This window comes from Streptomyces flavofungini, from assembly GCF_041028215.1.
Classification (GTDB): Bacteria; Actinomycetota; Actinomycetes; order Streptomycetales; family Streptomycetaceae; genus Streptomyces; species Streptomyces flavofungini_B.
The window spans coordinates 1-25565 of sequence record NZ_JASKYR010000020.1 but is presented as its reverse complement, the minus strand read 5'-3'; the positions used below and the strand labels follow the sequence as shown (position 1 = coordinate 25565).

At 69.3% G+C, this 25565-nt stretch carries 21 protein-coding genes and 1 pseudogene; 9 read left to right on the top strand and 13 right to left on the bottom strand.

The annotated features are described in order from the left end of the window. Positions 1 to 257: pseudogene (locus tag AB8Z36_RS03120) on the bottom strand (DoxX family protein); the annotation flags it as partial. Positions 258 to 455: 198 nt separating this feature from the next. Between AB8Z36_RS03120 and AB8Z36_RS03115 the strand changes: the two are divergent. Continuing rightward, positions 456 to 1682: an amidohydrolase family protein gene (locus tag AB8Z36_RS03115; protein WP_369211612.1), complete on the top strand. Its 1227-nt coding sequence runs from the start codon at positions 456 to 458 to the stop codon at positions 1680 to 1682. Between the two features lie 74 nt (positions 1683 to 1756). Here AB8Z36_RS03115 and AB8Z36_RS03110 read toward each other — a convergent pair whose 3' ends face one another. The 5 genes from AB8Z36_RS03110 to AB8Z36_RS03090 form a co-directional block, all read right to left on the bottom strand. After that, positions 1757 to 2689 (bottom strand): FkbM family methyltransferase, encoded by a 933-nt coding sequence (locus AB8Z36_RS03110; protein ID WP_369211611.1) that lies wholly within the window; start codon positions 2687 to 2689, stop codon positions 1757 to 1759. Positions 2690 to 2790: 101 nt separating this feature from the next. Continuing rightward, positions 2791 to 3558 (bottom strand): glycosyltransferase family 2 protein, encoded by a 768-nt coding sequence (locus tag AB8Z36_RS03105; RefSeq protein ID WP_369211610.1) that lies wholly within the window; start codon positions 3556 to 3558, stop codon positions 2791 to 2793. A gap of 3 nt (positions 3559 to 3561) precedes the next feature. Continuing rightward, positions 3562 to 4350 (bottom strand): GntR family transcriptional regulator, encoded by a 789-nt coding sequence (locus AB8Z36_RS03100; protein WP_369211609.1) that lies wholly within the window; start codon positions 4348 to 4350, stop codon positions 3562 to 3564. 297 nt (positions 4351 to 4647) lie between these two features. Further along, complete coding sequence (locus tag AB8Z36_RS03095) at positions 4648 to 8664, bottom strand: nSTAND1 domain-containing NTPase (RefSeq protein ID WP_369211608.1); 4017 nt, start codon at positions 8662 to 8664, stop codon at positions 4648 to 4650. An 866-nt stretch (positions 8665 to 9530) separates the two neighbouring features. Next, on the bottom strand, positions 9531 to 10391 hold the full coding sequence (locus AB8Z36_RS03090; protein ID WP_369211607.1) for an abortive infection family protein: 861 nt from the start codon (positions 10389 to 10391) through the stop codon (positions 9531 to 9533). Positions 10392 to 10791: 400 nt separating this feature from the next. Between AB8Z36_RS03090 and AB8Z36_RS03085 the strand changes: the two genes are divergently transcribed. Further along, complete coding sequence (locus tag AB8Z36_RS03085; RefSeq protein ID WP_369211606.1) at positions 10792 to 12027, top strand: hypothetical protein; 1236 nt, start codon at positions 10792 to 10794, stop codon at positions 12025 to 12027. 96 nt (positions 12028 to 12123) lie between these two features. Here AB8Z36_RS03085 and AB8Z36_RS03080 read toward each other — a convergent pair whose 3' ends face one another. After that, positions 12124 to 12693: a peptide deformylase gene (locus AB8Z36_RS03080; RefSeq protein WP_369211605.1), complete on the bottom strand. Its 570-nt coding sequence runs from the start codon at positions 12691 to 12693 to the stop codon at positions 12124 to 12126. Continuing rightward, the gene (locus tag AB8Z36_RS03075) at positions 12690 to 13667 is read right to left on the bottom strand and encodes a helix-turn-helix domain-containing protein (protein ID WP_369211604.1); all 978 of its coding nucleotides are present in this window, start codon (positions 13665 to 13667) and stop codon (positions 12690 to 12692) included. Before AB8Z36_RS03075 ends, AB8Z36_RS03080 begins: the two co-directional genes overlap by 4 nt. Before the next feature lie 148 nt (positions 13668 to 13815). Between AB8Z36_RS03075 and AB8Z36_RS03070 the strand changes: the two genes are divergently transcribed. From AB8Z36_RS03070 to AB8Z36_RS03045, 6 genes are all read left to right on the top strand, one after another. Beyond that, positions 13816 to 14976: a glycosyltransferase family 1 protein gene (locus AB8Z36_RS03070; RefSeq protein ID WP_369211603.1), complete on the top strand. Its 1161-nt coding sequence runs from the start codon at positions 13816 to 13818 to the stop codon at positions 14974 to 14976. Then, a complete protein-coding gene (locus tag AB8Z36_RS03065) occupies positions 14973 to 15677 on the top strand; it encodes a hypothetical protein (RefSeq protein ID WP_369211602.1) in 705 nt (234 codons plus the stop codon). Before AB8Z36_RS03070 ends, AB8Z36_RS03065 begins: the two co-directional genes overlap by 4 nt. A gap of 161 nt (positions 15678 to 15838) precedes the next feature. Then, a complete protein-coding gene (locus tag AB8Z36_RS03060; protein WP_369211601.1) occupies positions 15839 to 16924 on the top strand; it encodes a hypothetical protein in 1086 nt (361 codons plus the stop codon). Continuing rightward, positions 16918 to 17787, top strand: a complete 870-nt coding sequence (locus tag AB8Z36_RS03055; protein WP_369211600.1) for a glycosyltransferase family 2 protein — start codon at positions 16918 to 16920, stop codon at positions 17785 to 17787. The genes AB8Z36_RS03060 and AB8Z36_RS03055 overlap by 7 nt, the downstream gene beginning before the upstream one ends. A 44-nt stretch (positions 17788 to 17831) precedes the next feature. Then, on the top strand, positions 17832 to 18365 hold the full coding sequence (locus tag AB8Z36_RS03050) for an AAA family ATPase (protein WP_369211599.1): 534 nt from the start codon (positions 17832 to 17834) through the stop codon (positions 18363 to 18365). Positions 18366 to 18577: 212 nt separating this feature from the next. Continuing rightward, positions 18578 to 19147, top strand: coding sequence for a flavoprotein (locus AB8Z36_RS03045; protein ID WP_369211598.1), 570 nt, complete (start codon positions 18578 to 18580; stop codon positions 19145 to 19147). Positions 19148 to 19174: 27 nt separating this feature from the next. Here the strand turns inward: AB8Z36_RS03045 and AB8Z36_RS03040 are convergent, their stop codons facing one another. The 5 genes from AB8Z36_RS03040 to AB8Z36_RS03020 all read right to left on the bottom strand — a co-directional run bounded on the left by AB8Z36_RS03040 (position 19175) and on the right by AB8Z36_RS03020 (position 24638). Further along, a complete protein-coding gene (locus tag AB8Z36_RS03040; protein WP_369211597.1) occupies positions 19175 to 19555 on the bottom strand; it encodes a hypothetical protein in 381 nt (126 codons plus the stop codon). Between the two features lie 100 nt (positions 19556 to 19655). Further along, positions 19656 to 21368, bottom strand: coding sequence for a relaxase/mobilization nuclease domain-containing protein (locus tag AB8Z36_RS03035; protein ID WP_369211596.1), 1713 nt, complete (start codon positions 21366 to 21368; stop codon positions 19656 to 19658). A 4-nt stretch (positions 21369 to 21372) separates the two neighbouring features. Further along, on the bottom strand, positions 21373 to 21975 hold the full coding sequence (locus tag AB8Z36_RS03030; protein WP_369211595.1) for a plasmid mobilization protein: 603 nt from the start codon (positions 21973 to 21975) through the stop codon (positions 21373 to 21375). 103 nt (positions 21976 to 22078) lie between these two features. Next, positions 22079 to 23017, bottom strand: coding sequence for a DUF2637 domain-containing protein (locus AB8Z36_RS03025; RefSeq protein WP_440581843.1), 939 nt, complete (start codon positions 23015 to 23017; stop codon positions 22079 to 22081). A gap of 343 nt (positions 23018 to 23360) precedes the next feature. Beyond that, positions 23361 to 24638, bottom strand: coding sequence for a DUF3631 domain-containing protein (locus AB8Z36_RS03020; protein WP_369211593.1), 1278 nt, complete (start codon positions 24636 to 24638; stop codon positions 23361 to 23363). A gap of 295 nt (positions 24639 to 24933) precedes the next feature. On the opposite strand from AB8Z36_RS03020, the gene AB8Z36_RS03015 reads away from it, so the two are divergent. Beyond that, positions 24934 to 25446 (top strand): helix-turn-helix domain-containing protein, encoded by a 513-nt coding sequence (locus tag AB8Z36_RS03015; protein WP_369211592.1) that lies wholly within the window; start codon positions 24934 to 24936, stop codon positions 25444 to 25446. The last annotated feature ends 119 nt before the right edge of the window (positions 25447 to 25565 follow it).

Genomic DNA, 25565 nt, shown 5'->3' with positions numbered 1-25565 from the left:
AGGCCGAGGCCGAGCGCCAGCTCCGCGTAGGCGACGACGTAGGCCATGAGCCGTGGCCGGGGCCGCACGGTCAGGGCGAAACCGGACCGGACGAACTGCCAGCGGTGCTTCTCGGCGATGCCCGCGGCCCAGTCGATGCCCCCGCCGGTGAACCAGGTCTTCTTGTCCTTGTGCCGCCAGCTCTCCAGCCACCACAGGCCGAGACCGATCCGGAGCACGGCGACCCACTCGGCTCCGGTGAGCCACATCGTCTGCATCGAACGTCCTCCCACATCCGGACCACCGCCCGTCTGGACTGACGGGCCGTCAGTTCAGCGGAAACGGCCGTGGCGCGCAAGAGGCCGAGTTTCAGGCGGGCTGTTGCCGTCCCCAGGGCGAGCCCATAACCTCGATCTGATGGGTCGTCAGATAACTCGCCGATGGCGGGTACGGAAGACCGGCAGGCAGTAGGGGGCATGGCAGTGGAGAACACCGAGGTCGGGGCCAAGGAACTCCCGCGCGTCATCAGCGTGGACGACCACGTGATCGAACCGGCGCACCTCTTCGAGAAGTGGCTCCCGGGCAAGTACCGCGACCGCGGACCGAAGCCCTTCACGGCGGGGATCGGAGAGCTGGCGTACATCGGCGGCAAGTACAAGTTCACGACCGACCCGGAGGGCCAGGTCACCGACTGGTGGGAGTACGAGGGGGAGATCTTCCCGTACAAGCGCATCATCGCCGCCGTCGGCTTCTCGCGGGACGAGATGACGCTCGACGGCATCACGCGCGAGCAGATGCGCCGGGGCTGCTGGGACCCCGGGGCCCGGCTCGCGGACATGGACCTCAACCACGTCGAGGCCTCGCTCTGCTTCCCGACGTTCCCGCGCTTCTGCGGCCAGACGTTCTCCGAGGCCAAGGACCGGGAGGTCGGACTCGCCTGCGTGCGGGCGTACAACGACTGGATGGTGGAGGAGTGGTGCGGGGACAGCGGCGGCAGGCTGATCCCGCTGTGCCTCATCCCGCTCTGGGACGTGGACCTCGCCGTCGCCGAGATCATGCGCAACGCCGCGCGCGGCGTACGGGCCGTGACCTTCAGCGAGATCCCCACCCACCTCGGGCTGCCGTCGATCCACTCCGGTTACTGGGACCCGTTCTTCGCGGCCTGCGAGGAGACCGGCACGGTGGTGAACATGCACATCGGCTCGTCGTCGCAGATGCCGGCGGCCTCCCCCGACGCGCCCCCGGCCGTCCAGGCCTCCCTGAGCTTCAACAACGCGATGGCGTCGATGATGGACTTCCTCTTCTCCGGGGTCCTGGTGAAGTACCCGCGTCTGAAACTGGCCTACAGCGAGGGCCAGATGGGGTGGATTCCCTATGCCCTGGAGCGCGCCGACGACGTGTGGGAGGAGCACCGGGCCTGGGGCGGGGTGAAGGACCTGATCCCGGAGCCCCCCTCGACGTACTACTACCGGCAGATCTTCTGCTGCTTCTTCCGTGACAGGCACGGGGTCGCGTCGATCGACACCGTCGGCGTCGACAACGCCACCTTCGAGACCGACTATCCGCACGTCGACTCGACCTGGCCGCACACCAAGGCCGTCGCGCAGGAGCACGTCGGCCACCTCCCCGAGGACGTGGCGTACAAGCTGCTGCGCGGGAACGCGATCCGGATGCTGGACCTGCCGTTCGACCGGGACCGGTAGACCAGGTCCGACCGGGACCGGTGGACCACGTTCGACCGGTCCCGGTGGACCACGGGACCATGCCGCCCCCGGGGTCAGCCCAGGGTCTCGGCGTCCACCCGGGAGAAGACCAGTTCGCTCTCGCCGACGACCGGGCCGCGCCAGCGCACCGGAGGCTCCGGCCGCCGCAGCGCGCGGGGGTAGTTCTCGGGCCGGTAGTCGGTGGGCAGCCGGTAGGTGTGGAAGCCGTGCGCGGCCATGGTCGTCATCAGCTCGTCGATCGAGTCGCCCACGGCGGCCATCCGGTCCGGGGTGACCTCGACGGCGATCTCCACGTCCGGCCGGAGCCGGTCGAGGGCGGGGGCGAGTCCCCGGATGACACCGCCCTCGGCGCCCTCGACATCGATCTTGATCACCCGGGCCGCGGCGAGTTCGTCCGCGTCCAGGATCTCGGGCAGCGGACGGGCCGCCATCTCGAAGCTCGACTCGGCGGGGCCGTCGTACGGGACGATCGAGTTCGCGCCCATGTTGTGCGAGCTCGCGAGCACGAACGTCAGCGTCTTGTGGCCGTCGGAGACGGCGGTGTTGACCGCCCTGACGTTGGCGCAGCCGTTCAGCCGGATGTGCTGGAGCACGCGGTCGTGGAAGGCGGGGGACGCCTCGATGGCCACGACCCGTCCCGTGCCGCCCACGAGGCGGGAGCCGAGCACCGCGAAGTAGCCGATGTTGGCGCCCACGTCGATGAACGTGTCGCCGGGGCCGAGACGGCTCTGGAGCCACCGCGTCATGTGCGGCTCCCACACGCCGTAGAGGCTGATGAACCGCTGGATCAGGTCCCGGGAGTCACAGGCGAAGCGCGCCCCGAACCGCGCCTCGACCACGCGCCGACGCGGGTGGTCCCGCAGATAGGGGTTGAGATACCGGCCCGCGAGCGCGCCCTTGAGCAGTGACCCGGGCGCGTCGCGTACGTACCCGCGGCCGAGGGTGGCCAGAAGCTCTGACGTGCGGCGGAGCGAAGCGGAAGGCATAGCCGTGACCGTACGAGGCCACGGTCGGCCGGGGCAAGATCGAGTTGCGGCCACGCGGTCCCCGGCAACCTCCAGGGCCGGACCCACCGGTCCCGGCCGGGTCACCCCGTGTCCGTGCCGCCGGGGTAGCGCCACGCGAAGTGGTCAAGGGCGCGTGCCCTCGCCTCGACCACGGCCATGCGGGCGGCGCGCTCGGCCGTGTCCACGTGCGCGGCCTGGCCGGTGACCTGGCCCTCCCACTTGCGGTAGAACAGACCGACCTCGGACGAGAACCAGCCGCGCGCGACGGAGTTCAGGGCGAGCAGCAGGCCCGTGTCCTCGGACGCGGGAAGGGCCATCCAGCCGCCCAGGGCCACGAGCAGCTCGCGGCGGACGAAGAGCGTCGCCGGGTGGACCTGCGCGCGGTAGTCGTGCGCCGCCCAGTGCTCCAGCACCTCCCCGCGCTCGACCGGCCCGTGCGCGGGGTCGCCGGGGAAGCCGGCGGTGGAGCCGTCGGGCAGCAGATCGAGCACCCGGGACGTCGCCCAGCCGAGGGCGTGGTCCGCTTCGAGGGCGGCGAGATCGCGGGCGAGCGCGCCCGGCGCGAGCTGGTCGTCGGCGTCGAGGACCTTCACGTACGGGCCGTCGGCGTGGGCCAGGGCGATGGTCCGCGCGACGCCGGGGCCGCCCGGACGGCCCTGCCTGAACGTGATCCGGTCGTCGTCGGGGACATGCGGCGCGACCCGGTCGGTCGTGCCGTCCTCCTGGATCAGCCAGTGCCAGTCCCAGCCCGGCGGCAGCTCCTGTGCGCACAGGGACGTGTGGGCGTCGGCCAGGAAGTGCGCCGACGGCGCGTGGACGGCCGTGATGATGACGATGCGCCGGTGCACGGCTCACCACCTCTCCAGATGAGTCGTGAACAGCATTTCAGTGCGGTCACCGGGCATCGTGATGTCGGACATCTCGACGACGCGGCCGTCCGTGCCGTGCGCGGACTTGCGCAGGACGAGGACCGACGTGCCGGGCGGCAGGCCCAGCTCCGCCGCCTCCTCCACCGTCGGGGGCCGGGCGGTCACCCGCTCCTCGATGCGGTCGATCTCGATGCCCACCGTGTGGAGCTGGTTCCACGTCCCGCCCGGCCAGGGCTCCTTCGTCTCGTCCAGGAGATCGGGGTTGCCCTTGACGAGGTCGCGGATCAGGTACGAGGTGACGAGACTGAACGGATTCCGCTCCGCGCTGTACCGCGTCCGGTAGGTGCGCTCGACGAGCGGTGTTCCTTTCTCGACACCCAGTGCCGACGCGATTTCCCCGGGTGCCTCGATCTCCCGGTACGCCGCGTGGAATACGAGGTCTTTCACCTCAAGGCCGGTGTCGTGCTCGGTCGCGCCCGTCTCCAGGCGCTGTTCCTCGGGCGCGCGGGCGCGGTCTTTCTCCCATTGGTACCGCCTGTTCGCGCGCCGCACCGTCAGGCGTGGGCGGCGCACGAAGGTTCCGCGGCCGTGCTGCTTCTCGATCAGGCCCTCCGCCTGGAGCACCCGAAGGGCCTGCTGCACGGTCGGGCCGCTGCGCCCGGAGCTCCTGATGAGCTCCGCCTCCGAGGGCAGCCGATCGCCGGGACCCAGCCGACCTGCGCGGATCTCGGTGCGGAGCTCGTCCGCGATCTTCTCGTAGGCCTTGGCCATCGGTGCTCACCGTCCCGTGCGGGTGCTGTCACCCAGCATAGAACTCCTCAAGAGGACCTGACGAGCGGAGGCTGCCGCGGCCGGTCGGTGCAATTACCGGAAATTGCCCGCCCGCATGAAGCATGGCTCTACCAACGAGATGGCCGGAACCATTCGGGAAAAAAAGAATGCCCGACCGCTGGCGACGGGGGATGCACCAGCGATCGGGCTATGCCAACCCTAACAAGTCCGCTCGCCCCAGGGGAGTCAACTGCTCAGCACAGATAAGGCGTTGTGATCGGGATCACGTCCGCTTCGTCAGGCGTCGCACGGCGGATCGTAGGAGAGCCGGGGCAGATACTCGCGCCATTTCTCCGGTGTCAGAACACCTTGCGTGGTCGCACAGACGTGGCGCACGGCCTCCTTCGTGTCCAGGTTCCACAGCCGGACCGTGTCGCTGCCGCTGGACACCCCGAGCATGTCGCTCCGCGGGCTGAACGAAAGGAAGCTGCCGGTCTTGGCGTTGGGGCTCATCGACTGCCCGATGGGTGCCGCGCTCGCCGGGTCGGCGACGTCCCAGAGCCGCACCGTGTTGTCGTTGCCACCGCTGGCCAGCGTCCGCCCGTCCCTGCTGTACGTCAGCGACACGACCGCGTCGGTGTGGCCGGTGAGGGCCGACCCGAGCCGGACCGCCCGGCGCGGGTCCGTCAGGTCCCAGAACCGGACCGTGCCGTCGTCGCTGCCGGTGGCCAGGGTGTGGCCGTCCGGGCTGTAGGCGAGGGTGTTGACGGGGCCGAGATGCCCGGTGAGCGGGGCGCCGAGCCGGGTCGCGTGCCGCGGCTCCGCGACGTTCCAGAGCCGTACGGTGCCGTCCGAGCTGGCACTCGCGAGGTCTCGCCCGTCCTTGCCGAAGGCGAGGGAGTTGACGTAGCCCTTGTGGCCGGTGAGCGGCTCACCGAGGGCGCGCGGGCGGGACGGGACGGCCACGTTCCAGAGCTGGACGGTGCGGTCGGTCTGCGGGGTCGCCAGTGTCCGCCCGTCCGGGGTGAAGGCCAGCGCGGCGGCGAAGCGGGTGTGCAGGGGGACGGCCGGGCCGTGCGCGACCGGGCGGGACGGGTCGCTGACGTCCCACAGCTGCAGCGCGCCGACCCCCGTCAGCACCGCGAGCGTCTGGCCGTCGGGGGAGAACACCATCTTGCGCACGTCCGCCTTGCCCGGCCTGCCCGGCTTGAACGGCTTGCCGAGGGCGGTGGGCCTGCCGGGCCGCCGCACGTCCCACAGCCGCACCCGGTCGTCGCGCGCGGCGGTGGCGAGCACGCCCCCGTCGGGGCGGAACGCCCCGATGCGGCCGATCATGTCCGACGTCGGTATCGACCACAGCCGGGCCTTGCTGTCGCCGTTGCCGGTGGCGAGCGTACGGCCGTCCGGGCTGAAGCCGAGGGCGTACATCTCTCCGCTGCCGCCCGAGAGGGGCTCGCCGACCTGGGACGGGTGCGCCGCATCGCTGACGTTCCACAGACTCGCCGTGCTGTCCGCGCTGGCGGCCGCGAGCATGGTCCCCGCGGGGTTGAACTGCACCGACCAGATGGGTCCGGCGTGGCCGGTGAGCGGCGCGCCGAGCGCCTCCGCGTGGCGCGGGTCGCCCGTGTCCCAGAGCCGGATGGTGTCGTCAGAGCCGCCGCTGGCGAGCGTGCGGCCGTCGGGGCTGAACGCCACGGAGTGCACCGTGCTCGTATGCCCGGTCAGGGGCTTGCCGAGTGGCTCCGGGTGCCGGGTGTCCGCCCCGCCCCAGAGCCTGACCGTGCCGTCGTCGCCACCGGCGGCGAGGGTCCGCCCGTCGGGGCCGAACGCCACGGAGCGCACGGCGGCGCTGTGCCCGGCCAGGGCGACGACGGCCTTCGGCCGTTCCGGGTCCCGTACGTTCCACAGACGTACGGTGTGGTCGTCGTTGGCGGTGGCCAGGGTGTGCCCGTCGGGGCTGAAGGCGACGAGGTAGATGGCGCCGCCGCGGCCGGTCAGGGGCTTGCCGATCAGGCGTGGACGGCGCGGGTCCCTGATGTCCCACAACCGGATCGTGCCGTCGTCGGAGGCGCTGGCCAGGGTGGTGCCGTCGGGGCTGAAGACCGCGCTGCTGACCCAGCTCCGGTGACCGGTGAGCGGCTTGCCGAGCGGCCTGGGCCGCGAGGGGTCCCGCACGTCCCACAGACGGATGGTGCGGTCGTAGCTCGCGGTGGCGAGGAGGTGTCCGTCGGGGCTGAACGAGGTGAGGTACACGGCTCCGGAGTGGCCGAGGAGCGGGGTGGCCAGCGGGGCGTTGACGATCGCGAGCAGCCGGTTCCGGGTGGCCTCGTCGTCCGGGCGCATCTTGTGCGCGACGAGGTCGAGCTGCGCGGACAGCGACGGATCGGTGCTCTTGGCCCGGTCGGCCTCGGCGACCACCTGCTGGAACACGGCGTCGTCCCGCTGCCGCCAGGCGACCACCGCCGAGACGACGGCCACCATCGCCAGGACGACGAGGGCCGCCACCGCACACCGGGCGATCCAGACCGTACGCCTGCGCAGCCTCGCCGACGCGGCGAGGAACTCCACGGCGGACCGGGTCAGGAAGGCGTCCCCGGCGGACTTCGCCCAGACGCGGGCCTGTTCGAGCCGGGAGCCCCGGTAGAGCAGCGCCGTGTCGCGGTCGGTCTCCTCCCAGGCCTTGCCGTCCTCCTCGATGCGCTGGCGCAGCAGGTGGTCGTTCCTGTCCTCGTCGATCCAGTCCCGCAGCCGCGGCCAGGCGTGCAGCAGCGCCTCGTGCGTGATCTCCACGGTCTCGGCGTCGAGCGTCACCAGACGGGCGCGCACCAGCGCTTCGAGCGACTCCTCCGTCTTGCCGGGGTCCGTCGACTCCTCGGCCAGCTGACGCCGGGTGCCCCTCCTGCGGGTGGCCTGGGTGTCCTCGCCGAGCCGGACGAGACGGAGCAGCAGCAGCCGTGCGGCCGTACGGGCCGCGGGATCGAGCCCGGACCAGGCGCGTTCGGCGGTCGCCGCCACCGCGCCCTGGATGCCGCCCGCCGCGCGGTACCCGGCGAGCGTCAGCCGCCCGGTCTTGCGCCGCTGCCAGGTGGCGAGGAGGGCATGGGAGAGGAGCGGCAGCACCCCCGCGTCGTGCGCGCCGCGCGGGCTGTCGGTGCTCACCTCCCGGACGATCAGCTCCGCCAGGCCCGGTTCGAGTTCGAGGCCCACGGCCTTGGCCGGGCCGGTCACCGCGTCGCGCAGCTCCGTCGCGGTCAGCGGCCCGAGCACCATGTGGCGGTGCTGGAGCGCGTCGGCGAGTTCGGAGTAGCGCAGGCACTCCTCGTAGAAGTCGGCGCGTATGCCGAGGACCACGAGTGCGGGAGCGGGGTCGCCGTCCTCGGCGGGGGAGCACGCGGCGTGCAGGAGCCGGATGAAGGCGCGCCGGTCCGCCTCGTAGGAGCAGAGGGTGAACAGTTCCTCGAACTGGTCCACGATGACGACGGGGCGGCCCGCGGACGGTGTCTCCCGCCGCGCCCACGCCGTGACGGACTCGCGCACCGCCCGCGCGAACTCCGGGGCGCCGGACTCCATCGCCGCCGCCGTCCTCGACGCGGCGACGGCGTCCGCCAGCTCGGGGATGTGCCGGGCCAGCTCCGCGAGCGGATCGCTGCCCGGTACGAGCTGGGAGACCTGGCCCGCCGGTGCCTCCTCGTCGCTCAGCGCCCCGTTCTGCAGCTCGGGCACCAGACCGGCGTTCAGGAGGGAGGACTTACCGGCCCCGGAGGCGCCGACGAGCATGACGAGGCCGCCCGTCTTCTCCGCCGCGTGCAGCTGGTCGATGAGGGCGTCCGTACTCCGCCGCCGGCCGAAGAACCACCGGGCGTCCTGCCTGCGGTAGGAGGCCAGACCCCGGTACGGGCAGACGGCGGGGGCGTCCGGCGCCTCGCCCGGCGGCTGCTTCTCGTCCTCGGGGGGCGCCGCGGCACGGCCGCTCACCGGGTCGGCCACCGCGCGCTCCCACAGGCGCTGCCACTGGGCCATGTCGTACAGACCGGCGGAGACCGGCGCGGGCCGCTCGCGCCGTGCCTCGGGGATCAGGACCTGGAGGACCGCGGAGAGGGCGGCGAACTGGGCGGGCACGTTCTTCGCCCGCCGCCAGTCGCTGATCCGCTGCGCGGAGACGCGCACGGGCCGCCCTCGTTCGTCGACCCGCTGCAGCCGGACGACCGCCTCCGCTACCCGCTGGAGAGGCGGATTTCCGGCCTCCTTGTACAGCAGAGCGAGGCGTTCCGCGAAGGCTGTACGTGCCCCTGAATCGGGACTCAAAGCCTCCACCCCTTACCCATCACCCTGCTCGACCATCCGGACCGGAAAACTCACTTTATACGGCTGACCTGCGGTTAAGGGGTCCGGATGACACCGGAACCTGCCCGTCGGCAGCCGTAAATGGCAGGATCGTTTCGCAGTAGCGGACCAACCGCGAAGCGTCAGGGCAGGCCACCGGCCTGGCGCTCGGAAAGGTGAGGCGCGACGCTGCGGATTCCCGGTCGGTTTCCGCCGAAGTTGCCGGGTGGCGGCGACGATCTTGCCGCGTGAGCCTCATAGATCTGCATAACCGGTCATACCTGGATCACTCCCTCGGTGATCGCAGATCTGGTCCCACTTCGATCCGCGCCGCCCGCCGACGCGACGCGGATCGACTCCGTCCGCGTCGTTCGGCACCGGTCCGCACAGGGGAGGGACCGGCGCCGAAACGACGCGGCGCGGGCGCGTCGCGTCGCCCGACGCCGGACGCACACGAACGGGCCGCCCCTCAGCTATACGTACACACACGAGCCGGACCCGCCAGCCGCGCATACGCACCCACACGAAACAGGTCCGCCGACCACTCTTGCGAGCGGTCGGCGGACCTGGTGTTCCAGCTGTCGGGGTGGCGGGATTTGAACCCACGACCTCTTCGTCCCGAATGAGGGTCGGTCATGATCCATACCTGCGGATCTTGTAAACGAGCAGGTCAGAGGATTGTTCTGAGATGGTGCGGCGAGGTCGCGGTTGGTCTCCGGGGGAAGATCATCTCCCGGAATTCTCCCAGCGCCGGACGTACGCCTGGGGCGTCGCATCCGAGCCGCAACTGCAAGGCGCATTGCGGAAGCAAGTTCGCGCGATCCGCTGCAGGGTCCTGTGTGCGTTGGTCGGAGCGATTAGACCTGGGTCTTGCGCCACGGTGCGGTGGGGTCCGCCAGAGTGTCGAGAATCAACTCGCACCAGGTGACGGCAGCGTTGACTGTCAGGCGGGCATGTCGCACTCCAAGGCCAGACGGCGCGCTTGCCTGACCATGACCGCTGCCGAAACCCTGGTTGCGTAGCTCGGCGACTCCGACCGCGATGTTCACCGACCCCGAAAGGATCTTTTTCACGGCTTTGCTGCCATCAGGTCCGTCGGGTGCCGAGCCGGCGTCGAGCTTCAGCGCCTTCTGGACCGTGCTGATGAGCGCGGGGAGCGCTGCGTTCTTGTCGACCTCGATGTTCAGCTCGCCAAGGGCGGTCTTCGCGGTCGCCTCAATGAGCTGCTTTGCCGCGCCGATGGCCCCGTGAGGATCCGTGGTCAGGTCCCTCCGAATGCGCTCTAGCTCGATCGTGATGCCCGAGGCGTCGCTCAGAGTGCTCAGATCACGGACGAGCACCGGCGGGTTGGACCAGGAGATCCTTCCCTCCTTGTCGAGCGCGAAGCCGTCCCGCTCCAGGCGCACCCTTATGTCGGCCAACCACTTCGGCGTCCCTTGATCGTCCGGGTTCCGGTAGGCGCGGATGAAGTCCTCGAAGACCAGGAGCACGCGCCGCACCTGGTTCGGATCAGACCAGTCCACACCCTCCGCATAGAGCATGAACTCGGTCCGTCGCTGGCCCGAGTCCTGGTACTTCAGCTCATCCGGAGGAATGGGTGCGAACCCGTGGTCCTCCCACAAGGAGGCCACGATCCGAATGGTCAGGTCCGTGGCCAGAGAGCGGAAGGCGTTGCGGGTCGCGGGGCTCACCAGCTCCCGCCTTGCGGTGACGGTCATGGTCTGACGATAGGAGCAGATGTCGACGGCCGTCACGGTCTTTTCACAGCGCGACATCTGGTCCAGACTCGATGGTCACCCCAGTCAGCCGTCATGCGGTGGCAGTGCGCCCTGGTGCGGGCGCGGCCGTCTTCGGGGATCCTTCCCCAACAGGACAGGACAGGACAGGGCGGGCATAAGTTGGCAGCTGGTGACCGTCGGTGGGGGCTGGTGTGGCAAGTCGGGATCTGCGAGTGCTGTTCAGTACGAACGCCCGCACGCTTGGGGCCGCGTTGCAAGGAGGGTGCTCCAACGCCGAGCAGCGATGTGTGCCCTGGCGGAATCCGGATCACGCTGAGGGAGACGTCTGCGGACTCAAGCCCGTTCAGGTTCTGGGGAGAAGCACCGCAAGATAGGTGCCGTGGAAGACGAAAGCACCCCCTCCATCAAGCTTGTCACGATGGACCGCGCGGCATCGTGCACCATCTTCACCCGCTCGGATGGGAAGGAGGCCCGGTTCCCCTTGGACCCCTCCCCGTTCGAGGACACGAGCGTGATAGCCAGACTGGCCTTCAGTCCAGCCTTGGCAGCCCTCCTCGCTACCACCCTGAGCGGCGATCAGGTTCTTTTCGAAATGCCACTGGCGGGGGCTGCTGATCAGTTGGCGGGACGGCTCGTCGTCTACCTCGACCAGAACCAGTGGAGCTTGCTGAGCAACGCTTCCCACAGTGCGCCGACGAGCAGCGAGGCGGATCGAGCCGCTGCGCTGAGACTCAGGGAGTGGGTGGACCAGCGCCGGATCGTCTTGCCTGCTTCTGCCGGTCATTACTACGAGACCGGCAAACGGTTCAGCACCGATAAGCGCTACGACCTCGGGTTGACGATCCTGCAGTACAGCCGGGGCTGGCAGATGCGTGATCCGCTACAGGTCCGGCGAAACGAGATTCACGATGCCTTTTGCCACCGACTTGATCGGCCCGACAACAGGCGTAATGCCCCGGTCTTCACTCTCGACTCGGATGCTCTTCACTCCCCTACCCGCAGTGCTGGCGCTGGTGCTGAGACGTCGTCTATGTTCCAGAACCACTTTGTGTTCCAGCCCGAGGCGCTAGTCGCTGCCTCTGGCTCCATCGATGCCATGCTCGACACCCAGAGGGTCGGGGAGGGGCCGGACACCGGGTGGACCGCGGTAAGCCAGCGGTTCAGTGACTGGCTGGATGAGCTTGATCAGGACTCACAACAGAAGCGCAGGGCCATTGACATCCATCTCGTGACAGATCTGCAGCGGGAACTGGCCGAGGAGGCAGCTGCGGCCGATGTCTCGAAGGAACTGTTCCGGCGCTGGGGCTTCAAGGGCTGGGTGCGGGCCATTGGTGAGTCTCCGGCCGTCGGCCTCTTCCGGGAGATGCTTCAGAGTCGGCACCTCAACAAGGGCACGAGGTGGCGCCCTAATGACCTGACAGACATGATCTACCTGTCCTGCGCGGCCGGATACGCGGACTTCGTCGTCTGTGAGAAGCACATGCGCGATCCGTTGCAGCACGGCCTCAAGCGCATGGGACGTTCGACGCCCGTCTACCGCCGGCTTGCTGATGCCGTAGCGGACATCGAAAAGGCCCTGGAAGCAAGAACCGTCCGTGCCAACCCCACGGAATAGGGCTGTACGCTCCTTTGCCCCGGCGTTCACTTGGCGCCACAGTTCGCACGTTCCGCCTCTGCTGACCTGGTGTAAAGCCCACGTCGTTGTGGGACCTCAGGAGCGCTCGTAGGCCCACGCCTGACCAGTCTGGCGGTACTCCTCGACCGGGATCGGGGCGACCCCGTCCTTCATGCGGGCCGTGTAGAGCAGGCCGTCGAGGTGGTCGATCTCGTGGTGGATGAGGCGGGCGAGGCCGCGCTCGTAGACGGTGGTGACGGTCTCGCCAGTGAGGGTCGTGGTCTCGACGGTGATCGTCAACGGTCGCGGCACGAGACCGCGTACGTCGAAGAAGCTGAGGCAGCCCTCGTAGTGTTCGTCGGTCTCCTCGGAGCGGGCGGTGATCTTCGGGTTGAGGAGGATGACGGCGGGGGCGTTCGCAGGGGGTTGTACGACGGCTGCGGCTCGGCCGATGCCGATCTGCGGGGCGGCGATGCCCATGCCCTTGGCGAAGGGGTGGACCTGGCCGATGCGGTCCAGGGCGGCGAACAGTTCGTCGGTGATGCGCTCGGCTTCGTCGCGCTCGGCGGGCAGGCTGAAGGCGCGGGCCGTTTCGTCCAGGATGCCGGCGCCGCGCTGGACTACTCCGAGATCGCGCATGCGCTGGCTGGGCCGTACGTCGGTCACCTGAACTCCCCTTGACTCATGTCCTGTTCGGGCCTGGCCCGGAATCGCCACTCCAGACGGTACCGAGCGTGCAGGGCGGGTGTCGCCGTGATCCAGGTGAACTGCCTCAGTTCGCCCGCGTCGCTGCGGATGGGCGGGGTGCGCAGCGGGGACGCCTCGGCAGTCATGGAGGTCTCGGTTCCCCAGACGACCGGATCCAGGTGTGCGGGGAAGGCGAGTTGGACTTCGAGCTGTTCGGTGGGAAGGCGGACGGCACGCTGGAACCAGTTGCCCCACTTGTCGTCCCCGACGGTGTACGCGTACTCGATCCACACGGATTCGCCGGGGTAGAGCGGGAAGCGCCCACGTTCGTTGTCGAACAGCAGCCAGACTTCTTTGAAGGCGTCGCGGTCGTGCTTGGCCTGCCAACGCATCGTCTCGCCGCGACAGGTCGCCGTGAGGTCGAGTTCGTCCCAGGTCAGCGGATGAGCCCGGTAGTGGATGTTGGAGCGTTCTGGATCTCCGGGGTAGCGGTCGACGGAGATACGGATCAGGTAGCGCGTGATCGGCTCGGTCCCGGTGTTGCGCAGCAGTCTGCGCATGGTGAGGCGGTAGGCGCTGCCGTCGTACTGGAGCAGGGCGGCGTCGTGCTCGACGACAAGAGCGGAACCGGTGGCGTACGGCTGCTCGGTCCTGGAGGAGGTCGGCGGCGGCACAGCTGGACGGTTGGTTGCGCGAACGCGGGCTTGCTCGTAGTCGCCCCACCGCCGCCAGATCGCCTTTCCGGCGTTCAGCGCCTCGTCGGCGAGGCGGGCGAACTCCTCGCTGGGCTTGTGGCGGCCTGATTCCACGTGACTGACGTAGGAAGGGTCGAAGCCCATGGCCCGTGCGAGGGCGCGCTTGGACATGCCGCGTACTTCCCGCCACCTGGCTACCTCGGCCGCGAAGCCCTCGGCCGCCTGCTCGACGGTGATCTCCTCGCTGTGCGCGTCCATCGAAGCCCCGCCCCGCGTCACTTGTTGGTGAGCATGAATGAACCGTGAGTGATCCAAGTTCATCATCCCGTCACGGTGCCCGTCACCGCTTTCCTTCCCTCAGCGGCCCGGATCGACCCGTCCGGGCAGATGAGGGAGGCGACATCTCATGCGTGTGCTGTACCTGCTCAATATCTCCAACCCTGACCGTCTGTCGGCGGATTCGGGGTGGATCTTCGCCGACTTGCTGGCGCCGGCCTTGGTGGACGCCGGCGCCGAGGTGACCGTCGCGGCCCCGGCCGCGGCCGGTGACTCCCGCTGCGGCTTCCGGCAGACAAAGACGCCCGGGACGAAGTACCGGGCCCGCTTCTCGAACGATGTCGACGAGCTCGTCACGTTGATCCGGTCGGAGCGGCCGGACGTGGTGGTGGCCAACCAGATCGAGGAGGCGCCCGCGATCCGTACCGCGCTGCTGGAGGCCGGAGTTGACGCCCTGCTCGCCGGGTACTGCCACTACCTCCCTTTCTCCTTCAACAGCGGTGGCCAGCTGCTGCTCGACCCGTCCCTGAACGACGCGGGGCTCGGCCGGCCGGTGCAGCTGGCGTTCGCCGCCGGTCTGGCCGCCTGCGACCGCGTGATGGTGCACTCCTCCACGGCCGCCTCCTGGGTCTCGGCTGCCGCCACCCGTATGACCGTGGATCTGGGCGACCGGCTTCGCGTGGTGCCGGCCCCGCGGGACGAGCGACTGGTGCGCGACCCCGCCGCTACCAGCTCCGACCTCAGACCGGACAGCAAGATCGGTATCTACAACCACCGGCTCTACGCGCACTACGGCACCGACAAGTTCGTCCGTATGGCGCGCGACCTGACGGAGTCCGGCAAGGTGCGACTGAGGGTGATGGACCTCTTCGGGGACCGCCGGGCCGAGCGCAAAGGGCTGGACGACAGCCCGGAGCGGATGCGAGACCAACTGGCCGCTCTCCCGCACGTCCAGGTCGTCTCCGACCGCGGCGACCGCACCCGCTACAAGCACCTGTTGGCCATCGCCCGCTTCGGCATCGCCCCGTTCCGGCACGGCTGCCCCTGGTCGATGAGCGTGATCGACTGCCAGGGCATGAGCCTGCCGGTCATCGCGCCCAAGCTGGGCTGGCTCGCCGAGCACATCGACCCCGAGCTGTGCTTCACCACGCCCGAAGAGGCACTAGCCCTGGCCGAACGCCTCGTCACGGATGACGAGTTCCACGCCCTGCACGCCAAGCGCGCGTACGCCTCCACTCACGACTTCACGCCCGCGCTCATCGCCGCCCGGTACCTGGAGGCGATCTCGTGACCGGATTCGACGCGGTCTTCCTGTCCTACGACGAGCCGATGGCCGACTCCCTGCACTCCCGACTCCAGCGGACACTCGGCGGCACGGTCAAACGCCTGCACGGGGTGCACGGCATGCGCCGGGCCTACCGGCTGTGCGCTGAGGTCGTCGACCACGAGCAGTTCTTCCTCGCCGACGGTGACTTCGCCATCAACACTGACTTCGACCCGTCCGCGGTCGAACCGCTCGACGAAGGCGTCTCGATGCGGGTCTGGCAGGCGGTCAATCCCGTCAACGGCCTGATCTACGGCTACGGCGGGCTGAAACTGATCCGCCGCAGCGCACTGCGCGACATGGGCGCGGCCGTGGACGTTCTCGCAGCTCTGCCCGGCCGCATCGAGTTCGCCCGTCAGAACGCTGGGACCACACGGTTCAACCAAAGCCCTCTGCACGCTTGGAAGGCGGGCTTCCGTGAGTGCGCCATGCTGGCCCGCGGCAGCGAGTACGGGATGGCCGACGACGAGGCCCGTCAGCGGATGAAGGCGTGGACGTGCAGCCGCACCGGCGAGTTCGCCGACTTTGCCGCCGTCGGGGCGAGCGAGGGGATCGAGTTCGCCCGGGAGGCGGCCCGCGACTCGCAACAGTTCGACCACCTCAACGACCCCGCGTGGCTGCGAGAGCGCTTCACCGCTGCGCACGGGGACCAGGTGATTTCGGGATGAGTGAGCCACTCGTACTCATCGAGCCGTACGCCCATCGAATGGGCGGGCATCACCAGCGCACCCTGATCGCTCTCGCCCGTGCCCGTCCCGGGAGCGTGGTGATCGCTCCAAACGGGATTGCGGCCGATGGGGAGACGTCCTTGCGGGAGACGGGAGCCCGCATGCTCGCCGGTCCGCACGGGGCCACGGCGGGTACGCTCCTGGCCTTATCCAGATTGGCGACTCGCGTTTCCGCTGTCGGCCAGTGGGCCTTCCGACCCCGCAGGTGGCCTCGCCGGCTTCGGCGGCTACCGCACCAGATCACCCTCCTCGCTCGCTGCCTCGCCGAAGCGTCCGCCCTGCGCATCGCCCGACAGCAGGTGCCCGGTGTTGACGCGGTGGTGATCCTCACGGCGAGCGAGGCTCTGCACGGGCTGGCGACGCTCCTGGGCGGCCAGCCGCACCTGCGGTTCGTGCACGAGCAGGTCACCACCGAGGACCTCCCGGTGCGAGTGCTCGGCCGGCTCGCTCGCCGAGGTGAGCAACGGACGATCGCGGTGTGCCCGACACAGGCTGTGGGCCGTCAGCTCTCTCTATCGTTTCCTGACCTGCCCGCGGTCATCAGTCCGTTCGCCGTGGATGACGGTCAGCGCCTCACCGACGTGGAGCGCGACGGCGGCCGGGTGGCCTTCGGCATCCCGGCAGCGGAGGCGGTGGTGTGCCTGGTCGGCGGCTGGTGGCCGTACAAGGACATCGACACGGTCGACAAGGCTCTGCCCCAGCTCAAGGAGCCCTTGCATCTGGTGGTTGTCGGCACCCCGCTCGACGAGGCGGTTCTGGGGCGCTGGCGCAGCTTGCCGGGTCTGCGCGTTCACACGGTGCCCGGCCCTGTCAGTGAGGTAGTTCTGCGTCTTGTGTACGCGGCCGCCGATGTCGCCCTCGCCACCCGCATCCCCGGCACGGGCAAGGAATCGGGCCTGGTCATGGATGCCGCACGCCTCGGGGTCCCCCTGCTCATCTCGAACCACGATCCCGCGCTCACCACCCGCCTGGACGGGCTGCCCTGGGCCCGGACCTTCCCCGCCGGCGAACCTGCCGCCCTCACGGACGCACTGCACACGATCATCCGTATGCCGCCCGTCCGGCCGGGCCCCGAGGCACCGGAACAAGTCGGGATGCGCTCCGCCGCGGAGCAGGCCGACTTCCTCACCCGCACCTTCGCCTCCCTGGAAAACGCGGAGCCCCGACCGAGGAGCGCCGAATGCTGACCGCACCACCCGCACTGATCGCCGTCATCGGCCCCATCGAGCCACTGCTCCTCACCGCCTGGGTCCGGCACTACCAGCAACTGGGCGTTGAGCGGTTCCTGCTCGCCTTCCACTTCCCTGAGCACGTCTCTCCCGTACTGCGACATGACCTCCAGGCCACCGCCCGTGGATGCGGCATCGTTCCCATCGGGACCAGCGTCGGACCGTGGCACGAGCACACCAACACCCGGCTCAGAGACGCACTACGGCACCGCGCCGGGCCCGGCTGGCACCTGCTCGCCGATGCCGACGAGTTCCAGCAGTACCCGGCTGCGCTCACCGACGTCATGGCCCGAGCCGACGCCGCCGGCCACCGCGCCGTCGGCGGCCTCATGCTCGACCGAGTCGCGGCCAGCGGACGCTTTACTGGCTGGCGCCCCGACGGCGGTCTCGATCGCGCGTATCCCCTCGGCGGCCATCTCACACACCGCCTCCTGATGGGAGACCCCCGCAAGGTCGTTCTCGCCCGCCACGACGTCGCCGTGGCATCAGGCAACCACCGAGCTCCGGATCATCGGCCCGACCCGGAACACCTCTGCGCTGTCCACCACTTCAAATGGCGCGCCGGTGTCCTGGATGATCTGCGCCGTCGGGTCCAGCACTTCTCGTCCGGTGTCTGGCAGGAACACACTCCGGCTGTCCGCGACGAGGCCAGCCGCCTCCTGGCCCACGTCGGACGCCACGGCGGTGCCATCAACGTGAGTGACCCCCGGTTCGCTTTCCGGCAGGTGACCTTGAACAGGATGCCGACGAGCTGGACCACGGAGGCCCACGGCATCTTCACCTCCTGGCGACCGCCACACGCGACCACCCAAGGCGGTTAGAAACAATGCCCGCTGACACACACTCGCCACAGAAGGGAAGCCTTGTGCCCCTCGCCGTTCTCCTGACCGGGCTGACCGGCTCCGGGAAAACTACCGTCGCCCAAGCTCTCGCGGCGCACGGCTTCACCCGGCTCTCCGTCGACGAGGAGGTCCACCGCCTGCATGGCCGCTACGGCGTGGACTACCCCGAACACACCTACTTCGAGCGCGAACGCCCCGTCGTCGAGGCGATCCGGGCCCGCTTCACCAAGGAACTGCAGGCCGGCAACGACGTCGTCCTCGATCACGGGCTTTGGCGCCGCGACGAGCGCGATACCTGGCGAGACTCCGCCCGCCGAGCCGGAGGCCATCCGCGGGTCGTCTACCTCCCCGCCGACCGCGACGTGCTGCTCCAGCGCCTGGCCGAACGCAACCAGCGTGAGGACGCCAACGCCCTCACCGTCACCCCCGAAGCCCTCGACGACTTCCTCGCCCGATTCGATCCACCCGCTGAAGACGAAGACGTCGTCGTCTACGACGGGGATCCGGAGCGACTGGCGACGACGCTGATGGCCGACCGGTCGAGTCGAGGCAACTGACTTCCGCCGGGATTCGACCTGCGTCCTTGTTGCACCTGACAGCGTGACCGTTGACGCGAGCCGTGTAGTCGTACGTGCCCCGTGGCCGCACTGGACATAGAAGGACACCGCCGCCCGGCCATCCGCGAGCTGGTGGCCGACATGGCCGCGCTCGACCCCCGCCGTACGCTGCCTGAACTGCAGCGCTTCAGCCGCCAACTGGGAGTCTCCGCATGAGCGATCAGCCAGATCAGCAGACCGAGCCGAGCCAGAAGAAGCCCTTCCTGTACGTGGTTGTGTGCGCGTCCGGGATCGCCGGCGACGTGGGCAAGTTGATCACCGCGGCCCAGGAGGCGGACTGGGACGTCGGGGTCGTCGCCACCCCGCAGGGCCTCGGTTTCATAGACGCCGAGGCGGTTGAGGCACAGACCGGCTACCCGATCCGCTCAGCCTGGCGGATGCCCGGTGACCCGCGTCCGCTGCCTCCTTCCGATGCCATCGCGGTGGCGCCAGCGACCTTCAACACGATCAACAAGTGGGCGGCAGGGATCTCGGACACCTTGGCGCTGGGCATTCTGTGCGAGGCGCACGGCATGGGCATCCCCATCGCGGTCATGCCCTACCTGAACCGGGCCCAGGCCGCCCACCCCGCGTACGCACGCAGCCTCGACGTGCTGCGCGAGATGGGCGTCCTGATCGGCTCGTACGAGCCCCACCAGCCGAAAGCCGGCGGAGGGACCGACCGCTACCGCTGGGAGGAAGCGCTGGAACTGCTCACTCCCGAGTTGTCCCCACGGGCCTGATCAGCGTCGCTGTGTCCGTTACGCCTTTCAGAAGGTGTACGGGGTGAACGGGAGAGCCGGTTCGATCACGAGGCTGAGGATGCGGTCGAGTTCGGCCCTGTCCTCGCTGGTCATCAGCTCGACCGCATTACCGAGGGTCTTCTCGGTGAGCTGTTCCATGAACGGGGCGAGGAAGCTCTGGAGGGTGTCGGGGCTGTCCTCCTTAGTGCGCAGGTACTCCATGTAGCGCTGGTGCTGTGCGCCGAACTCCTCAAATTCTTCCTTGGTGGCGGAGAGAGCTGTTGCCTGCTCTGCCTTGGTGAACGGGCGTCCGGAGCGGTCGCCCCAGGTCTTGGTGTCTGACCGGAGCTTGAAGTCAGCGCGGCACAGGAGGGCGACGATGTGCGGTCGGATTTCGAGCGAGGACACGCAGGGGTTCCTTTCGGAGTTCGGGGTTGAGGCCCAAATACTCCGGACAATCGCCGGTTTGGGTAACCGGCGATCGTCGGCTATGTTGCGTGCTCCTTGGTCAGCGTCGGCGCGATGGCGACCGTGGTTGAAGGGGTGCGACGGGCGTCGAGCGGATTGAGCGGGTCGAGCCGACGTAGCCCTGTGCGGCACTGCGAGCCCTTGCCGCCTGGGCCCGAGGGCTGGGGGCGTGACGCTCGCCCAGACGCCGGACACGCCAGGTCAGTGCACGTGCGGGGCTGCGGGCGTCATCCAAGGTGCGCTGGTCAAGCGCCTGGTCGAGAAGCGCGCCTGCGTTGTGCCCGGCGGCCTCTGCTTCGGCGAGCACGGCTGTGAGCGCGTCCCAAGCGGAGTCGCCCAGGATGCGCTCGGCGTGATCGGGGGCCGCCAGCCGTAGGTGGCGGGCGAAGCGCTGCTGCATCTGGAGGCTGGGGGCGCGTTGCCCGAGGCCCGCCACGACCGGCTCAGCGGCCTGTGCGTACGCGAGCTCCAGATGGACAAGGGCTCGCTCGGCCGCTGCTTCCTGTTGTGCGTGCTGGTGCGTGCGGTGCCAATGCATCGCGAACGCCACCGCCGTGAGCACGGCGTCCAGGAGCATCGTGAACCCGGCTCCGTCACCGTCCGCGGGCTTCTCGCGCCAGATTGCTTGAACGCTGCGGCGCAGGACGCGGGTGCTGTCCAGGTCGGCCGCGACGCGGGAGCGGGTGGCGCGCTCGAAGGCAAATGCCGCTTGTTCCAGCTCGGCCCTGACTGCGGCCGGTGCGGTGACCGACAGGATGTCCAGTGTTGCGCCGAGCGCGACCAGCTGGCCCTGGGCGGTCGGGTCGTCGCTGTAGATCAGGTGGTGGGGAACGCGTTCGGTGGCGGCTGTCGCCTGTCGCCACGGATCGGCCGGTGGGGCCGTCATCACGGGCTCGGGGCTGGTGGTGGCGAGGCTTTTGCGGATCTTGGGAAGGGACAGGTCGGGGGCGAGGGTGGACCCCGAGTAGAAGACCGGCTCACCCTTGTCGTTCGTGTCGTCGGGTAGGGCGAAGTTGCAGCCGAGTGCGTCGCCGGAGGGGCCGAGCTTGAGGCGCACGGTCACGCCCGTCGCCTCCAGCAGGGCGAAGAACTCGGCCTCGTCGGCTGCGGCGGCAACCGCGCGGCGCACTCGCAGACGGAGGACATCACGAGTGGCGGCGTCCTGTCCCAGGCGCTTGGCCTTGAAGTGCTCCTTGCTGGTGGGGCGCTTGGCGCCGGTGCCGTCGCCCTGCTTCAGCCGCCTGAGCCCGTAGTCGACCTCGATCTTGCGGGCCGCGCGTTGGACGGCACGCTGGTCGTAGCCGCGCTCGGGGCGCCGGCCGTCCTGCCGTACGAGGGTGGCGGCGATGTGGATGTGGTCGTCGGCGTGACGGACGGCGACCCAGCGGCAGGCTTCCTCGTCTCCGTCGGGGGCGATGCCGGCGGCGGCCACGATCCGGCGGGCGATGTCTGCCCATTGGGCGTCGGTGAGGATCGGGTCCTCGGGCGACGCTCGGACGGGGCAGTGCCACACCGTGTCCTTGGGCGCCTTGTCGCCCAGCATCTTCACGGGCTGGTCGAGTTGCGCGACGAGCTGGGCCATCACTTCTTTGGGGTCGCGATGGGGGCTGCGGCCGGGGTCGGGAGCGAAACCGTTCCAGGAGGCCACGAGGTGCGGGTCGGTGTGCTCGTTCGCCCGGCCTTTGCCGAAGAGGTAGCCGATCGTGCGGCGCGTGGCTGCTGGGCCCGAGCTGAGGATGATCTTGGGTATCACCTGATCACCGCCCCTCAGCGACCTGAGCGATGACGGTGTCCAGCTCGGCGACCGACACATCGACGCGGTCTAGGAGATGCTGGACGGTGGCCGGGTGAGGCCAGGCGCCGTCCTTGTGGAGGTGCCAGGTGAGCTGGTTGAGGTTGTTGCCGATCTGGCCGAGCTTGCCGTTGGCAGCCATGAGTGCCTTGATCATGGCGCGGTAGTCGGCGACGGCTGCGGTGGGGTCATCGGAGCGGGCAGCGGCGAGCGAGCACTCGGCCACATAGCCCCCAGGTGCCATGCCGCTCAGGGCAGCAGCGTGCTTTACGAGGGCGAACTCGTCGTCGTTGTAACGCGGATGGAAGCGGCGCTCGCGGAGCTGCTTGTCGCGTAGGCGGCGGCGCTGAACGGGTTTCTGCGGCGTGCTCGGCGAGGACTGGCTGGCCCCCATCTCGGTCGGCACCCCCGGGCCGGCCGACTCCGGTGCCGCCTCGGCGCCGGACGCCTCCGCCCCCTGTGGGGCGGAGGCCGGGTAAGGACTCCTTACCCGACAACTTGCTGCGCTGTTCAGGCCGGTGATCACCCCCTGCTGGGTGGTGGTGAGTTCGTGGTGCGGGTCGTGCATGGGGGGCTTCTCCGTGGAGTGTTGGGGGTGAGTGCTCGCTGTATGTGGGGCACGGTGCCCCCCTCGTGCTTGTCGGCATGGGGGGCAGCAGGCGTGCGCTGGATCAGGCGGTGGTGGAGGGGACTGCGGCGGCTTCCTTCTGCTGCTGGACGTTGGCTTCGTCGTGCGTGGCGAGACGCTGGCCCCCGAAGCCAACGTCCGCGACAGGCTCGGGCCGACTGGCGCGCTCGGCCCGCAGTTGGTCGCGCACGGCGCCGGCGCGCGTCTGGGCGATCCGCAGTTCGCTGCGCAGCCGCTTGGCGGTCAACTGGCCGTCGCTCCAGTCGGCGGTCAGGCGGCGGCCTTCAGCGAGCACTTCGGCGTCGGTGCGCTGGCGGTTTGTGGTCGACTCAGCGTTGGTGAGACGCCTACCGGCCGCCTCGCGCGAGGCAGCTTCGGTCGACTTCGCCATGGTGGTCGACCGGAGCGGTCGGGCAGTGAGGGCCGACTCGTCGGCTCCGGTCGATCCGGTCATGTGTGCCTCGTCGACCTTCACAAAGGTCGACTCGGGCGGCTCCTCGGGGACCGGTTCGGCTCGGTCGGCCATCGACGGTGCGGCCTGCTCACTAGCGCGCTGGCCAGCGGATTCCTCCCGTTGCCGGGTAACCGACTGGGCCGAGTCGGCAGACTCGTGCTTGTGGTGCAGCACCTTTGCCACGAGATCCGAGCCGAAGTAGATCGACCCGACTGGGAGTGACGTGGCCAGCAGTACGAGGGCCCAGTTCGCAGGGTCCCAGTTGGTGAGTCGACCCAGCCGGGTCGACTCGGTGTGCAGAGTCGGTATGAGGCCGTGGACGTAGTTCAGCAGGAGGCTGGCGATGGTGTAGGCCGCGAGTACCCGTAGCGCGAATGTCCGGTCGGGGCCGGTCAGCACGAGTGTGGCGATGAGCGCGAGGGCCATGAGCCCGTCGACCACGATCGGGTAGAGCAGGGCGGCGGTGGGATCGGCGCCGATGGCGCGGGCCACATCGGACAGCGCGTTCCACGAGACCCGGAAGGCCATGAGGACGACGGCAATCAGGCCGAGGACGAGGGTGGCGCGTGCGCCCGCCCGACGGCCATTTCCAGGATCGGCAGCGGGGCGATGCTGATGCGAATCAGTTCGGCTGAGCAGGGCGGTGATGTGTGCAAGCAAGCGGGGTGCTCCAGGTGGGCTTGGGGTGGCGGTCTCGGCGCAGAGGTGGGCAGGGCGTGGCCGCCGTGAGGTGTGGGGACTCGTACCACTCGTCGCGTGCCTGGTCAGCACAGGTACGAGTGGCGTGGTGATGTCGAGACGACTCGTTGCGGGCTGTTCACTCGTCCCCGCGCTGACCTGCGCGGGGACGAGTGATGCGAGTGGAGTCGAGTCAGGCTGCGGTGCCGGGCAGCGGACCGTCGGCTGACGAGGTGGGCGCGTCTGCAGCCTTGGGCTCGGGGCAGTAGCGCGCCCAGGTGTCGAGGAATTGGTTGCGCGCGAAGCCCTTGGCCTGGGTGCCGTCGGGGAAGCGGCGGTTGGCCGAGCCGATGCCGTACGGCTTGAGCAGTAGTTGCAGGCCGCGTGGGGTCAGCCCGTTGGCGCCGTACTCTGCCCACGGTGCTTCCCTGTCCGCGTTCAGGGACTCCAGCAGGTGCTTCGTGCTCAGCACCGCAGGGTCGCCGACGGCGGCGAAGGCGCGGCGGATACCGACCAGGAGGCGGGTACGCAGGCCGCCCTCCTCGTCCTGGCCGGCCTCGTAGTCGGTCATGGCCCGACAGGCGGCGCGAGCCAGGACCGGCCAGTCGCCTCCGGCGAGGTCGGCGACGATGATCTGCGGCTCCCACGTGTCCGCTGCGCGGTCCTCGACCGGCATCGGCGGCTCCATCTCCATCGCCTGCGCGTACAGCGGCTGGAGCCAGGCGTGGAGACGGTCGCGGATCGCGTTCAGGGCGGGGGTATCCCGGCCGGTGCGGAAGGACGCCACCTTCTCGCCCGCGGCTCGGCGGCGCATCCGGATGACCACCGCACGGTCCATGATCGTGTCCGGCAGGTCGCCGATCCCGGCGAGCGCGGCCATGGCGAAGGTGGGGAACTCCTGCACCTGATGCTCAGGCCCGGACACCCGCAGCGTCGGTCGGCCGCGCTGGTGTCCGGCGTTGATGAGGCCGCGGACCTCCTCGTTCTTCTCCGCGGCCTTGGTGGTGCTGAACATGGTGTCGGCCTCGTCGACCAGGAGGGTTGGTGGGTCGTCCCCGTCGATCGACCGGAAGATCGCCGCCGCGCTGGCGTTGACCGTGATCAGCCGGTTGTGCACGGTCTCGGTGACCACGTCCAGCAGGCGGGACTTCCCACACCGCTTCTCCGGCGCGACGATCGCCAGACGCGGCGCGTGCTGCCACGCACGCTGCAGATGCGTCGCCGCGACCCACAAGGCCACCGCTGTGACGGCCTCCTCGCTCGGCATCGCCACGTACCGCTTCAGCTGTGCCCGAAGGTCGTCCAGGATCTGCACCCCCTCGGATAGCGGCGTAAGCGAGGCGGTGTCGTCGGGGTCCTCTTCTGTTGGAGGCGCAGCAGCGCCGGACGGCTGGCCGGGGACGGCGACTGGGGGCCACGACGTGCCGGAGTCGTCCGGAAGGAATGGCGTATTCGGCTGGGCATCGGTCATACTGGGCATCAGCTCCTCTGCTTGCGGGCCATATGGGACGGCAATCCCGGTCTCCGCAGGTTGATCGCTAGGGATGGCGGTTGAGAGGTTTGCGCTTGAGCCCCCGGCATCCGCCGGGGGCTTCTTTCATGTGCCGTGCGGGTGTTCGGACTCCTGAGGTCGGTGGGGTGGGATGCCACCACTATGCCACACGTATTGCAGCCTGCAGAAGTGTTTTGCATCTCGCAGTAGCGATGCTACTGTTTAGGCTGCGCTGCAAACCGCAGTGCATCGCTACGAACGGAAGGAGGTGCCAGTGGCGGAGGAAGAACCGTCCGAGGGCGTCCTGCTCAGCGGCGAGGCGAACGTCGCAACCCGCATCCGGGTGGAGCGCGAGGCGCGCGGCTGGAGTACCAACGCCCTGTCCGACCGGCTCAACGAGGCCGGGTTCGAGATGAACCCGTCCGCGGTCTGGCGGATCGAAAACGGCAAGCGCCGCATCAACCTTGACGACGCCATTGGCTTCGCCGAGGTCCTCGGCATCGACCTGCGCAACCTCGTCGGACCACCGCAGCTGGCCGCCAAGGCCCGTGCCATGAAACTCATCGACGAGGTCGTGGACGCGTTCCGCGCCACCCAGAGAGCCAACATGGCCTTCACCGAGGCGCGCGACGCGCTCGACGCCTACCTGACCGAGCATCCCGATATCCGCGATGAAGCCGACCTCATGGTCCAGAGCGCCATCGCGGAGGAGGCCAGCAAGACCATGCTGAAGATGCACGGCCCGCCGCCCGGTGGCCGTGACGGTCACTCCACCAACGAGGCATAGCCTCCGGCATTCACTCCCGGCCTGGAGCCGCAAACCCCCAGGCCGGGCAGCTCACCCACATCCCTAGCGATCGACCGGCGGGTCGGCGTTGCCGCGCCCCATGCCCGCCAGAAGAGGAC